Source organism: Acetobacterium tundrae (assembly GCF_008086615.1).
GTDB classification, from domain to species: Bacteria; Bacillota; Clostridia; order Eubacteriales; family Eubacteriaceae; genus Acetobacterium; species Acetobacterium tundrae.
Genome location: NZ_RXYB01000003.1, coordinates 171,786 through 184,590 on the forward strand (window position 1 = coordinate 171,786; position 12,805 = coordinate 184,590).

A 12,805-nucleotide genomic window follows, 5' to 3' on the forward strand; every position below is an offset into this window, starting at 1 on the left:
ATCGATGAGTCCCAGGTCTTCAAAGTACTGGTTCACTTATGTTCCGCTCCAACAACCGCCATCAAGACCTTCCCGTTGCCGGAAACGCCCTTGCTTACAGTTTGTCTTCCCAATTAACCAGGTGACAGGTCTTCTTTCAGACCATTAGCTCGGCAACATGCCTCGCAAACTAAAAAGAGCACCGCAATACGGTGCTTTTGAAAAAACAAGGATTAAAATATTTACGCTGCTTATTTAGGCGGTTGAATCGCCTCGATCTTAGACCAGAGTTTAAATATTTCATCAAGCGGTCCATTGAATATTTCCTGACGCACTTCAAAGACTTTATTATAGAAATCATTGTATTCAGCTTGTGGTGTAAAGGTCCGGGTTTCCTGAGACCATTTTTTAACAGTCTGGATCATATCAGATACATAGCCGGTTCCGTGAGCGGCAATAACGCAATTTCCTAAAGCTCCGGTATCCTGAGTGGAAATGACAGTATACGGTACGTTCAGCATATCGGATTTGATCTGATTCCATATCGGCGATTTTGCTCCACCGCCAACTCCAATAACACGATCATAATACACGCCCTGTTCTTCTAATGATTTGAGGAAAAGCAGGTATTCGTAAGCAACCGATTCCATCATTGAACGCCACAGATGAGCCTGATTGTGGCTGGGAGTCAATCCCATAAAAGTTCCTTTTGCATCCGGCCAGGAAGGTGTCATCGTACCTGTAAGATAGGGGGCAAAAAGCAGGTTCAGTGCTCCGGCAGGGACCGCATCAGCGAGAGCGTCCATCATCGGATAGGCGGGAGAAATTCCTTTTAAGTTCAAGATACCATCGCGATACCAGCCACGAGAAAATCCACCAGATGATAGACAGCCCCAGAGACATAGTTCATCCGGGAATATATGTTTGCTTGTAACCAGTACTTTATTGTTGACAGCTGCCTGGATGTCGGTCGTGATAAAGGTCATGATTGATGCGGTGCCAGCCACGTCAAATGCCTGTCCGGATCCGACAACGCCAGCTCCCAGCGTTGAAACCATCAGATCGCCGGCTCCGGCAATAAGAGGCGTACCTACCTTCAATCCAGTCCGTCGTGCTACCTCTTCGCAAACACCACCAACCACTTCCCACGGCGCAACAATTTTTGGCAGGATATCAGTCGGCACTTCAAACATTTTAAACTGGCGTTCGGACCAGGTATTTTTTTCAAGATCAAACCCAACGAGCCAACCTGAAGCCATGGACCAATCAACATACGCGTCTTTTGCTTTAAATCCGCCTAATTTTCCGGTAACGAATGGCGAAATATTTACGAATTTTTTTGCTTTTTCAACGTATGGTATTTTATTCTTGTATAGCCATCGCATGACCATCGGTACACAGTCCGGGCCTATCCCGGTTTTTCCGCTTTCCTGTACCCAGATGGGTTCGCAGTTTTCCCGGATTTGAGCCGCCTCTTCCTGGGCACGCATATCGAGATATGGAATAAAAGGCCCGACCGGATTAAAATCTTCGTCAACGGGAACAGTTCCGTCGACAATCCCGCTGGAAGATATTCCCTTGATCGCTTCGCCTGGCACACCTGACTTTTGCAGACACTCGGTGATACCGTTTACAATATTTTCGAAATACTTCATTGCATTCATTTCCACCCAGCCGGGATGAGGATATGAGAATTCATTTTCAGCGAAAGCTTCTGCCATGCAAATCCCGTCAACGTCGTATAATGCCACTTTTGTTCCCATTGTTCCACAATCAAATCCGATAAAACAAGGTTTCGTCATCATATTTACCTCCTAAAGCAATATAATATTGAATAGAAAAATTAAAAGTACCGGATGTACAAAAATGATGCATTCGGCTTCCCAATATAAATAAGGAATCAACAGATACCTTTTAGGAACGCAAAAAAATACAGAATCTTAAAGAGCGGCGGATTATTGTTGCCTGTCTGAATCAATGACTTGATCGATCTTCAAATGCTATTTGAGTACATTGTAATGACTAAATCAAGCAAAAAGCAACAGTGAAAATATTTTCACTCTTATTGAAATCGAAAATATTTTCATGTTTAAGTGTTTTATTTCTTTTCAGACAGCCCATTTTTCTGGTACAAATTGATATACCTCTCTTTTTCCAGCGGTTTGCTAAAAAAGAATCCCTGAAAAATCGCGGCTCCATTTTTAAGAAAATATTCAAGCTGTTCATGGGTTTCGATTCCTTCACAGATAGCCTGCATATTGAGTTTTTCAGCCATTGTCAATATGGTGGTTGCGAGACTGTTTTTTTCTTCCAACACGGAATTCTGAATGAAGGCCTTGTCTATTTTGATGAAATCAAACGGCAGTTTGCTGACGATGCCCAGTGATGAGTAACCTTTTCCAAAATCATCCAATACAATCATGATGCCAAGATCCTTTAATTCGTTGATACATTCTTGTGTTGATTCATAAACGGTTTTATTGGAGAAATATAGCCGCTTGGCCGGTCTCCTTCTGAGTCCCATAATCCTGCATTAATTAACAATTAATACATCAAATAATCTGCCATCTATAAATTAAAATGGGTGTGCTCCATAAATTTTCAACCAGGATTTGCCTATACAAACAAGTCATTCAATACGTGTCCCCACTGAACCGTCAACACTTACTCTGAATTTCGGGCCTCCATAATCGGTGATTATCATAAAGTTACCGGATACACCATCCAACTGCCAGATATCAATGCCGTTGACTTTTTCACTTTCTGTGCCATCCATTCCGACGCGGTTCAGCCCCCCTTCAGCGCTGTACCGTAATATAACAAATCGCCATCAGCACTGGCTGTTCCGGCCTTCCTGAATTCCGGCAGCTGATATTTCACGGGAAATAAAAATAAAAGCAACCGTATTTTCCGTAACCACGGTGCGTTCTGTCCAATCGTTTTTTATCCTAACAAGCTGTCCTTCTGTCACATAATAGACACGATCATCACTTTGATAAATCCAACCCAGGTTCATCAAAATGCCGGCAGGATTTCCTGCTTCTTCCGCTGTCAGCTGATTGGCAACTTTGAAGTCCTTGAAAAGACCGAGGGATGATATTCCATTATGGGCCAGAACAAAAAGAATCCCCAGCCCTACCAAAATTGAAAAATAGGCGACTACAGAATGATCTTTTTTATGACCGCCATAATGGCAGTTATAAATCCCAGAATACCCAGAAAAACAATTCCAAAAGTTGGCACGGGAATCCCCATCGGCAGCATTTTCAACAGTATGAGGATAATGAAAAGTACAGTGATGGCAATGGCACTTTTTCCTAACCTTGTTTTTGGCAAAATTGCAATTTTGATAAATCTCATTCCTTTACTTTAGATTTTGTCAATCATTTCATTTTATTTATACCCCAAACTGGGTAAAGTAATAGCAACGGAGGTTGGCAAAGATGAAAAATTTGATATTAAAGACTGATCTTATCAATTCTTTCCCCGCCTTGAATTGCCGAAATTTTCGTTGCTTCTGATTTGGTCAATGCATTTCTCTTGTCTCTGATTATATTTTTCGGTCATACCAAAAACGAAGGAAAATTTGAAGAAATGTCTGTATATGAAGTGTCCGAGTTACAATTTTTTTTACAAAGTTAAATCGTACCCCAGAATATCGGCTTTAAAATTGGCTCGGTGGAAGAAAAACACCATGCCGGAAACACCCTTGCTTACAGCTTATCTTCCCAATTAGTCAGGTGACAGCTCTTCTTTCAGACCATTAGCTCGGCAACATGCCTCGTAAACTAAAAAGACAAACCTTAATGGTTTGTCAGAGGTTGTCAGCAAAATCGTCCTGGAGAGACTTACTTTTTGTCTTTGTTGCTGCGATTAGTCGCGTTCTATTTCGCCGTTTAGGAGCGCAATCACGGTATCCTTATCAGCCGCTCTAAACAGCTCATTCCTTAATACGGTCGCGTGCTTAAGCCCTTTGGTGTAGGCCGCCAGATGCTTTCGCATTTCTCGAAGACCGGCTTCTTCATTTTTCAAAAGACATAATAACTCAATATTTTTCAGTGCCACTTTTATTTTTTCCTGGGGTGTTGGTTTTTCAGCTTCTTGACCGGTTTTCAAATAATGATTTATTTCTCGAAATACAAACGGATTGCCAATGGCCGCTCGGCCAATCATTAAGCCATCCGCTCCGGTCGTTTCGATCGCTTTTTTGGCCGCTTCTCCGCTGTTGATATCGCCGTTTAATATAATGGGTATCCCGGCATTTTTCTTCACTTCGCCGATAATATTCCAATTAGCTTTCCCGGCATAATAAGCTTCTCGGGTTCTTCCATGAATGGTCAGAGCGGCTGCTCCGGCTTCTTCAATACCTTCGGCAATTTCTCGAATATTGATGGTTTCATCATCCCAGCCGATCCTTGTTTTTACAATCAGCGGTTTTTTAGAAGCCACCGCCAAAGCTTTTACCACTTTAAATAATAACTCCGGTGTTTTCAGCAAAGCTGATCCCTCTCCGTTTTTCGTTATTTTCGGGGCGGGACAGCCGGCATTAAAATCTAAAAAGGTATAGTCTGTTTCATTAATATAATTTTCAACCACTTCACTTAAAATATCTGGTTCAGACCCAAATATTTGGATGCCGGCAGGCGTCTCCTCTTTAGCGGTGATCATCAGTTCGGCGGTCTTATGATCCTTATAATAAAGACCCTTCCCGCTGATCATCTCCGTAAAAGTTACACCGGCTCCATATTCTTTTGAAATCAATCGAAAGGGTAGATTGGTATAGCCTGCCAAAGGTGCCAGAAAAAGAGGGTTTGTTATTAAAATATCGCCAATTTTAAATTCTGCATGCATCATTTTCGTCGAAAAATCTTCCTTCATCTTTCATCCCTAACGTATATTTTTGTCATGAATGATCTTTAACCCTTTAAGGGAAAGCTGGGGATCATAAACATCGATCGTATCTGTTTCCTGATAAAACAGGCGACCATATCCGCCAGTTGCTACCACCTTCATATTTTTCAGCCCGGTTTCCTTCTTAAATTGCTTAATAATATATTCTACCTGTCCGATATATCCATAAACCAGGCCCGCCTGCATGCTGGTGACGGTATCTTTTGCCAATATTGAAGCTGGTTTTTTTATTTCAATATTTGGTAATTTTGCTGCGCTTTTCCATAAAGCGTCAATTGAAATCTGAATTCCCGGCGACGTAACCCCAGCCGAAAAAACACCCTCGGCGGTAATATAATCAAAGGTGGTGGCCGTTCCAAAATCAATCACGAGAACGGGGCCGCCATAAATAGTATAAGCTGCCACTGCATCGACAACGCGATCCGCCCCAATTTCTGATGGGTCAGCGGTGTTAATTGGCATACCTGTTTTTATTCCTGGTCCCACCACCATTGATTCCAGACCAATGAATTTCTTAATGCCGTTATTTAAAGAATACATTATATTGGGTACAACAGAAGCTACGATGACACTGCTTATTTTATCAAGCGACACCCTGGAATTTGAAAAAAACGATTGAATCAAGACCCCATATTCATCTGATGTTCTGGGCGTTTTTGTAACAAAACGCCAGGAACAAAGAATTTCATCTCCCTGAAGCACTGCTAATTCTGTATTCGTATTGCCAACATCAATAGCTAAAATCATTTTTTCCTCCTAAAGGTTCTCTTTAATCTTTTTCATCGCTTTTTTCATAAATCGGCTCTTGTCAACTATAACGCGTTGGTGGGTCGCTTCCCCTATTTTTTCTATTCTATCCCATGCTTCAATTTTAAAATTCAAAGCTCTTTTTTCCTGACTCATCAACGTTACTTTAACCTTAATTTCCATCCCCACAGGAGAAGCCGCCATGTGTTTTAAATTGATCTGAACCCCGACCGTTGTATTTTCTTCGGACAGCGTCAGGTCTGATCCTTCAAATGCGGTATTCTCCATCCAGGCTACCAAACGTGGTGTGGCCAATACTGCTTCGCCACCGCTGCCTAAAGCCAAGGCCGTATCTTCTTCATTGACAAAGAATTTTTTTTCATAGCAGGTTCCTATTTTAATTTCATCCATATTTCAAATTTCCTCCAACTATTTCAAATTTGATGGTATCTTATTTATTATCTTAAAGAAAGCCATTATAACATAACGACTGGGTGGATAGACAATCAGTTTGCTCAGAAATCATACCGACAACTGATTAACGATTGTCAGCATAACCGTTCTTTAACAGTTTGAAAGCCGTTATAAAATAACGGCTTTCGGATAATACTGTTTATTCGATTTGAGCATCTACTTCAATTTTCACAATTTTTTCATCATCTTTTTTTTCTTCAAACAATGCTCTGAACTCATCGCCTGTTACTGTTTTGTCTCGTAAAAGCCGAGTTGCAATTTCCTCTAGTTTATCACGTTGTGTTTCTAGGATTGAACAAGCACGTTCATAGGCATTTTCGACAATGGTTCGAATTTCTTTGTCAATGACTGACGCAACCTCTTCACTGTAGTTGCGAGATCGTCCCAAATCGCGTCCTAAGAAGACTTCGCCACTATCCGGATGACCAAATGTCATGGGTCCAAGATGTTCGCTCATTCCCCATTCCGTGACCATGCTTCGGGCTATGCCGGTAGCGCGTTCGATATCATTGCTTGCCCCGGTACAAATATCATCCAGCGCAATCTTTTCAGCCGCTCGCCCGCCAAGCAGACCGCAGATCATTTCCAATAGTTTGTTCTTGCTCATATGCTGACTATCATTATCCGGCAGTGACAGGGTATAGCCTGCCGCCATACCACGAGGAATAATTGAAATTTCATGAACCGAATCACAATGTGGTAAAAGATGCATCACAATGGCATGCCCTGCTTCATGATATGCGGTAATATGTAAATCATCCTCATTCACCACCTTACTTTTCTTTTCCGGACCGGCAATAACGCGTTTGATTGCTTCTTCCAACTCCGTCATAGAAATGAGTTGACCATTGTGTCTTGCTGTCAAGATCGCTGCTTCATTCATCAGATTTTCCAAATCTGCTCCGGTAAATCCCGGCGTCCCTTTGGCAACGACGCCTAAATCAACTTCAGGTGCCAATGGTTTATTCTTTTTATGGACATTAAGAATTTCTTCTCGTCCTTTAACATCTGGTACTCCAACTGTGATCTGTCGGTCAAAACGACCTGGTCGCAGCAAAGCTGGGTCTAAAATATCCTGTCGATTGGTGGCGGCAATAATAATAATTCCTTCATTGACCCCAAATCCATCCATTTCAACAAGCAATTGGTTAAGTGTTTGTTCTCTTTCATCATGTCCGCCGCCAAGACCTGCACCACGATGACGACCCACTGCATCAATTTCATCAATGAATATGATACAGGGTGCGTTCTTTTTGGCATTTTCAAAAAGATCTCTTACTCGGGAAGCCCCGACACCAACAAACATTTCGACAAAATCAGAACCACTAATTGTGAAAAATGGAACCGCCGCTTCTCCAGCAACTGCTCGCGCCAATAAGGTTTTCCCGGTACCTGGAGGGCCCACTAAAAGGATTCCCTTTGGTATCCGCGCTCCCAGTTTTCGATAACGCTCAGGGGCTTTTAAAAAATCGACAACTTCTTCAAGTTCCTCTTTTTCCTCATCAGCACCAGCCACATCTTTAAATGTAACCTTTGTCTCACCTTCAACATGAAGTTTTGCCCGACTCTTTCCAAAGGACATAACTTTACCGCCGCCGCCGCCAGCCTGTTGGCTAAAGACCAGAAAAAAGACGACCATTAATACAATCAGCACCACTGAAGGTATTAACGAGATCCACCAGGAATCCTGTTGCTTCGTAATCGTTACTTTTATGTCATTTTGTAAAATATACGAAGATACTTGTTCATCAATAACATATTGCGGCACCACTGCTTCAAATTTTTCGCCACTTCGCAGGACACCCGTCACATTGGAATTGTTTATTTCAATTTCTGCTACCTGATTATTATTAAGCTCAGTCAGCAGTTCACTGTAAACAACGGTCTTAACCTCATCTTTCATGGGGTTTAAAAAGGTTACCGCGACAATAATGACTACTAAAATCACTAAATAGAATCCAATCATCTTAAGGTATTTATTCAAAACGCATCACTCCTCTCTAAATATAATAGTTGATTTCTTTTTGTAAAATTATTTTTCATATATTTCTTTTTTTAAAATCCCGATATAAGGCAAATTGCGATATTTTTGGGCATAATCCAATCCATAACCGACCACAAACTCATTGGGAATTTGAAATCCGATATAATCAGCAACAACCAGCTGCTCCCGACGGTGTGGTTTATCAAGAAGGGAACATACCTTAACATCTTTTGCCCCTAAACCTTCAAAACGGTTCAGTAGAAATTTCAATGTGTTTCCAGTATCGACAATGTCTTCAACTAATAAAATATGACGTCCCTGAACCTCCATGGAAAGATCTCCCTTTAGTTCAATTTCACCAGAACTCTGCGCCTCGCAGCCATAACTGGAAGCTTTTAAAAATTCAATCTCAATTGGAATGCTTATTCTACGAATTAAATCCGAGAAAAAAACCGAACTTCCTTTTAAGACACAAACAAGAATAGGATACTTTCCTTGATAATCTTTGGTAATTTGTTTACCAAGTTCACTGACGCGTTTTTCGATTGCTTTTTCATCCACCAAAATTCCCTGAATATCGGATATCACACTTTTCTCCTAACATAAGGTCACATTCACCTTTAATATATTTTTTGTATTGAAATCTGCTAAACAGCGTCCATTGATAGCATAACCAATAATCCACAACACTTCGGAATTCATTGCTAAAAGAGGAATTCCATCTCGCAAATTTCGATCAATCTTCTTGTCGATATAATATTTCTTGATCGTTTTTTTTCCTGAAATACCGGTTGGATAAAAAAAATCCCCAGACTTTCGACTGCGCAAATATATGTTGTCATTCATTTTATCATAATCAAAATATTTTTCACTATGATTTTCCAATTCTTTTGAAAAAAAAGACATTTTTTTTCTAAACTCATCTTGAGTCATAATCTTTGACTCCAGGATTATCCCTTCCCTGGAAAATATCCAGGTTTTATCGGGAATAATTAGCTTCGGAGATACGACTGCTTTATTCATATCTTTTTGTCTATTTGTCACCATCACTCGATCATAACGCCGCATTAGCAGAATGTCATGGGGAAAATGAATTTCCCATGTCGTTTTATCAGTTTTTAGCAGATGATATAACGCAGTGATGTGATTGTACTCAATTTCCTTTAAACTTCCCTTAAATTCAAAAATTAAACGGCGTAATATTTCTTTTTGAACCACCGGCTCTTCACAAAGCCACAATTCACGATCAAGATACACCACGTCATCTTTTTGGGAAACCAACTGTTTCTGAACTCGATCAACATATTTTTCAAAAAACGCCTCATACTCATTCGCGATTTTTGTAAACTCATTAAAATGAATTTCCGCCTTGGGGTTGATCTCCAAGATCATCGGCATAATATCTAAACGTATTTTGTTACGGGTATAATCTTTTTGGAAGTTAGTTGCATCGGTACGATAGGCTAAATGATTTTTCTCGCAATACGTAACAATTTCCTTTTTCTCCAAGCATAAAAACGGACGGATATAAAAATTATTTCGGTTCGATTTAATCCCTGAAACGCCTTTTACACCGGTTCCGCGAATGAGCCGCATGAGCATGGTTTCCGCCTGGTCGTTAATATGATGCCCCAAGGCAATACGATTGTACCCGTTCTCCTGCGCCACAGTTCGAAAAAAATCATACCGTTCGTTTCTTCCGGCTTCTTCAATCGAAATTTTTTCATTCAAAGCTATTTCCGGAATATTTCGTTGTCTCGAATAAAATGGGATCTCTTTCTCTTGGCAAAAATTTTTGACAAACTCTTCATCCGCATCGGCTGCTTCGCCACGAAGACCATGGTGAAGATGTGCCACGCCAATGGAAACATTAAATACCGCTTTGAATTTATCCAAAAAATATAATAAAGCCAGCGAATCAGCTCCACCGGATACGCCGATGAGAATATGATCGCCAGCCTCTAAAATTCCCTCTTCTTCAATATAATTATTTACTTTTTTCTCCATGGACTCACCACTTCAGTAAAATTCTCTTGAAATAAAAAATGGTGGTCGCTACAGGGCTCGAACCTGTGACCCCCTGCTTGTAAGGCAGGTGCTCTCCCAGCTGAGCTAAGCGACCACGCTAAAATGTTATACTGGATTATTTCTTTATGATTCTAATACAAATCCACTGCAATTTTAGTGGTGACCCCTAGGGGACTCGGACCCCTGTTACCGCCGTGAAAGGGCGGTGTCTTAACCACTTGACCAAGGGGCCATTTATTTATATTTTAAAATTTTTCTATGGTAGCGGCGAACGGAGTCGAACCGCTGACACCGCGGGTATGAACCGCGTGCTCTAGCCAACTGAGCTACGCCGCCATGAAAAGTAATTTTTTTAATTGGTTGCGGGAGCAGGATTTGAACCTACGACCTCCGGGTTATGAGCCCGACGAGCTACCAAACTGCTCCATCCCGCGATGATTAAATTAAACGAAAATTAAGTGGTGCCGAGGACCGGAATCGAACCGGTACGATCGAAGGGATCGCAGGATTTTAAGTCCTGTGCGTCTGCCAGTTCCGCCACCCCGGCATATTTTTCTTTTTTTTCGTTTGTTCCCTCGTTCAAGGGACAAGTGTTATTATACTCCCACAGAAATACAAAGTCAAGCTTTTTTAAAATGTTTTTTACTTATTTCATTTTCATAACAAAATGGCGGTATGCGGCGCCTTCAAGATTGTCATAATCACAGACTGTGAAACTGTTTTCTCCGGTGATTTTAAAAATATTTAACAATAATAATGCGCCGGCAAGAATAATGTCAGCTCTTTTCGCCTCTAGCCCTACAATATTTTGTCGTTCTTGGATGGTTTTACCGGACAAATTGTCAATCATGACTTCCAGCTCGTCTTTGGTAATCGTGCTCTTATGAACCTTCTCACTGTCATAGATCTTTAGTTCCTGCTTAATGGTTGAAAGACTTGTGGCGGTACCGCCAATGCCGATCAGTTTATATGGTTTTGTCGGCAGAAAATCTTTAGTTCTTTTTACAAATTCCGAATAAATCCGTTCATTCATTTGTTCCAATTCCTGAACAGTCGGTGGATCGGAAAATAAATATTCTTCGGTACATCGGACACAGCCTAAATTTAGACTCATCATTTCTTTTATTTCATTATTTTCTCCATAAATAAATTCTGTGCTTCCTCCGCCAATATCAAAAATTAGTATTTTTTCATCAAAACATTGGGATACACCGACAAATCCAAGTTCAGCTTCAGCTTCTCCTGAGATAACCTCAATATTTAGTCCCAGCTTTTCTCTTATATAAGCCGTGTAATTTTCGGTGTTTTCAGCATCCCGCATGGCGCTGGTACCGAATAGATAAAAATCTTTAACCCGATAATCTTTGGCGATATTTTGAAATTCTTCCAGCGCTTCGAAATTTCGCTTTTCCGCATCTGGATGTAATCGGCCGGTCTGGTTCACGGCTTGTCCCATTCTTGTATATCGGACTGACTTATTTACGCGAATCAATTTGCCTTCGCAATTTCTGAAAATAAGCATTCTCGTAGAATTAGTTCCAATATCAATAACTGCCAAATGTTGTTTTTCATTTATCTGTTTTTTTTTCGTATTTTTAATATCACTATTCAACCGTTAGCCCATCACTTTCTGAAGCTTCTTTACTGTGTATCCACAATTATGATCGTTTCATCTGGATAGTATAAACCCAGATATTTGCGCGCAAAATACTCTACATAAAATTTGCTGCCCATTTGTTTAACCTGTACATCTAATTGATTGCTTCGAACTTTTTCATCTTCAATTTGTTGTGCAATTTGGGTTTTTTGTTGTTCTAGATCATATAGCGTCGCCGCATTGCTGGCAAAAAGATATATTGTAAAACCCACTATACATACGATGATCAGTATCCTTAGAAGACGTTTTTGAATAACTCTTTTTGTTTTTTCGTTCATATTCCGTTCTCCATTTTAATTGCCGCCATTTATAATTCCCGATACATATCGGCAGCGTGTTCCTTAGGAGCATGTTCTAATATCTCCAAAACTTCCACCTTCTGCTCACCATCTCCATAACGGATGGTAATAATATCTCCTGGCGACACCTGATCTCCCGGTTTCGCAACTTTGCCGTTAATGGAAACGCGTCCGCCGTCACAGGCATCTTTACCAACAGTCCTTCGTTTAATTATTCTTGCATTCTTTAAAAATTTATCAAGTCTCATATGTTCCTCTATTATTTCCTCCGAAATCAAAAAGCTTCGTTTGCTTTCGCGAAAAAAACAAAAAGCCAGAGCAAGGCCCTGGCTTCTGTATCGTTACTTACTTATTGTTCTTATTGTTAACTTCATCTTTAAAGCCTTTACCTGCTTTAAAGCCAGGGGCTTTAGAGGCGGCTATTTCGATGGGTTCTTTTGTTCGTGGATTAAGACCTGTGCGAGCCGCACGTTCTCTTACCTCAAAAGTTCCAAATCCAACCAATGATACCTTGTCTCCATTTTTCAAGGTTTCAACAACAGTGTCTAGAAAAGCACCCAGGGCCTTCTCTGAATCTTTTTTTGATAAACCTGACTTCTCTGCCATTTGGGCAATTAATTCTGATTTGTTCATTTTTTCCTCCATCTGATAGTTTCCAGTATTCTATGTGATATATTATAAGCTCGTTCATACGTAAAACACAAGTATTTTTTGCTTTTTTCGACT

Annotated in this window: 15 protein-coding genes and 5 tRNA genes; all 20 read right to left on the reverse strand. The window is 40.6% G+C overall.

What is annotated here, in order from left to right:
* Positions 1 to 230 precede the first annotated feature (230 nt).
* Positions 231 to 1,784, reverse strand: coding sequence for an FGGY-family carbohydrate kinase (locus tag FZC40_RS03710; protein ID WP_148602576.1), 1,554 nt, complete (start codon positions 1,782 to 1,784; stop codon positions 231 to 233).
* Positions 1,785 to 2,077: 293 nt separating this feature from the next.
* Positions 2,078 to 2,503 (reverse strand): EAL domain-containing protein, encoded by a 426-nt coding sequence (locus FZC40_RS03715; protein WP_148602577.1) that lies wholly within the window; start codon positions 2,501 to 2,503, stop codon positions 2,078 to 2,080.
* Between the two features lie 105 nt (positions 2,504 to 2,608).
* Positions 2,609 to 2,755: a hypothetical protein gene (locus FZC40_RS17030; RefSeq protein WP_186843641.1), complete on the reverse strand. Its 147-nt coding sequence runs from the start codon at positions 2,753 to 2,755 to the stop codon at positions 2,609 to 2,611.
* Positions 2,756 to 2,809: 54 nt separating this feature from the next.
* Positions 2,810 to 3,121 (reverse strand): hypothetical protein, encoded by a 312-nt coding sequence (locus tag FZC40_RS03720; protein WP_148602578.1) that lies wholly within the window; start codon positions 3,119 to 3,121, stop codon positions 2,810 to 2,812.
* Between the two features lie 17 nt (positions 3,122 to 3,138).
* The gene (locus FZC40_RS03725) at positions 3,139 to 3,339 is read right to left on the reverse strand and encodes a hypothetical protein (RefSeq protein ID WP_148602579.1); all 201 of its coding nucleotides are present in this window, start codon (positions 3,337 to 3,339) and stop codon (positions 3,139 to 3,141) included.
* Between the two features lie 513 nt (positions 3,340 to 3,852).
* Positions 3,853 to 4,857, reverse strand: a complete 1,005-nt coding sequence (gene dusB, locus FZC40_RS03730; protein ID WP_148602580.1) for a tRNA dihydrouridine synthase DusB — start codon at positions 4,855 to 4,857, stop codon at positions 3,853 to 3,855.
* A 9-nt stretch (positions 4,858 to 4,866) separates the two neighbouring features.
* Positions 4,867 to 5,637 (reverse strand): type III pantothenate kinase, encoded by a 771-nt coding sequence (locus tag FZC40_RS03735; protein WP_148602581.1) that lies wholly within the window; start codon positions 5,635 to 5,637, stop codon positions 4,867 to 4,869.
* 9 nt (positions 5,638 to 5,646) lie between these two features.
* Positions 5,647 to 6,048, reverse strand: coding sequence for a thioesterase family protein (locus tag FZC40_RS03740; protein WP_148602582.1), 402 nt, complete (start codon positions 6,046 to 6,048; stop codon positions 5,647 to 5,649).
* A 202-nt stretch (positions 6,049 to 6,250) separates the two neighbouring features.
* On the reverse strand, positions 6,251 to 8,095 hold the full coding sequence (ftsH, locus tag FZC40_RS03745; protein WP_420534731.1) for an ATP-dependent zinc metalloprotease FtsH: 1,845 nt from the start codon (positions 8,093 to 8,095) through the stop codon (positions 6,251 to 6,253).
* 48 nt (positions 8,096 to 8,143) lie between these two features.
* On the reverse strand, positions 8,144 to 8,683 hold the full coding sequence (hpt, locus tag FZC40_RS03750) for a hypoxanthine phosphoribosyltransferase (protein WP_243135742.1): 540 nt from the start codon (positions 8,681 to 8,683) through the stop codon (positions 8,144 to 8,146).
* 9 nt (positions 8,684 to 8,692) lie between these two features.
* Entirely contained in the window at positions 8,693 to 10,102 is a 1,410-nt protein-coding gene (gene tilS / locus FZC40_RS03755; RefSeq protein ID WP_148602583.1) for a tRNA lysidine(34) synthetase TilS, read from the reverse strand.
* A 39-nt stretch (positions 10,103 to 10,141) separates the two neighbouring features.
* Positions 10,142 to 10,217: transfer RNA gene (locus FZC40_RS03760), tRNA-Val, on the reverse strand.
* A 63-nt stretch (positions 10,218 to 10,280) separates the two neighbouring features.
* Positions 10,281 to 10,355: transfer RNA gene (locus FZC40_RS03765), tRNA-Glu, on the reverse strand.
* Positions 10,356 to 10,382: 27 nt separating this feature from the next.
* Positions 10,383 to 10,459: transfer RNA gene (locus tag FZC40_RS03770), tRNA-Met, on the reverse strand.
* Positions 10,460 to 10,480: 21 nt separating this feature from the next.
* Positions 10,481 to 10,557: transfer RNA gene (locus FZC40_RS03775), tRNA-Met, on the reverse strand.
* Between the two features lie 25 nt (positions 10,558 to 10,582).
* Positions 10,583 to 10,670 (reverse strand) — tRNA-Leu (locus tag FZC40_RS03780).
* Between the two features lie 99 nt (positions 10,671 to 10,769).
* Positions 10,770 to 11,735, reverse strand: a complete 966-nt coding sequence (locus tag FZC40_RS03785) for a Ppx/GppA phosphatase family protein (RefSeq protein ID WP_243135743.1) — start codon at positions 11,733 to 11,735, stop codon at positions 10,770 to 10,772.
* 29 nt (positions 11,736 to 11,764) lie between these two features.
* A complete protein-coding gene (locus tag FZC40_RS03790) occupies positions 11,765 to 12,058 on the reverse strand; it encodes an FtsB family cell division protein (RefSeq protein ID WP_148602584.1) in 294 nt (97 codons plus the stop codon).
* Between the two features lie 29 nt (positions 12,059 to 12,087).
* Positions 12,088 to 12,339, reverse strand: a complete 252-nt coding sequence (locus FZC40_RS03795; protein ID WP_279233308.1) for an RNA-binding S4 domain-containing protein — start codon at positions 12,337 to 12,339, stop codon at positions 12,088 to 12,090.
* A gap of 85 nt (positions 12,340 to 12,424) precedes the next feature.
* The gene (locus FZC40_RS03800) at positions 12,425 to 12,724 is read right to left on the reverse strand and encodes an HU family DNA-binding protein (protein ID WP_311135680.1); all 300 of its coding nucleotides are present in this window, start codon (positions 12,722 to 12,724) and stop codon (positions 12,425 to 12,427) included.
* Positions 12,725 to 12,805 lie beyond the last annotated feature (81 nt).

Coding starts and splice junctions, on each gene's coding strand:
- FZC40_RS03710 (WP_148602576.1), bottom strand. CDS start 1,784: ATGATGACGAAACCTTGTTTTATCGGATTTGATTGTGGAACAATGGGA.
- FZC40_RS03715 (WP_148602577.1), bottom strand. CDS start 2,503: ATGGGACTCAGAAGGAGACCGGCCAAGCGGCTATATTTCTCCAATAAA.
- FZC40_RS17030 (WP_186843641.1), bottom strand. CDS start 2,755: ATGGATGGCACAGAAAGTGAAAAAGTCAACGGCATTGATATCTGGCAG.
- FZC40_RS03725 (WP_148602579.1), bottom strand. CDS start 3,339: ATGAGATTTATCAAAATTGCAATTTTGCCAAAAACAAGGTTAGGAAAA.
- dusB (WP_148602580.1), bottom strand. CDS start 4,857: ATGAAGGAAGATTTTTCGACGAAAATGATGCATGCAGAATTTAAAATT.
- FZC40_RS03735 (WP_148602581.1), bottom strand. CDS start 5,637: ATGATTTTAGCTATTGATGTTGGCAATACGAATACAGAATTAGCAGTG.
- FZC40_RS03740 (WP_148602582.1), bottom strand. CDS start 6,048: ATGGATGAAATTAAAATAGGAACCTGCTATGAAAAAAAATTCTTTGTC.
- tilS (WP_148602583.1), bottom strand. CDS start 10,102: ATGGAGAAAAAAGTAAATAATTATATTGAAGAAGAGGGAATTTTAGAG.
- FZC40_RS03790 (WP_148602584.1), bottom strand. CDS start 12,058: ATGAACGAAAAAACAAAAAGAGTTATTCAAAAACGTCTTCTAAGGATA.
- FZC40_RS03800 (WP_311135680.1), bottom strand. CDS start 12,724: ATGGAGGAAAAAATGAACAAATCAGAATTAATTGCCCAAATGGCAGAG.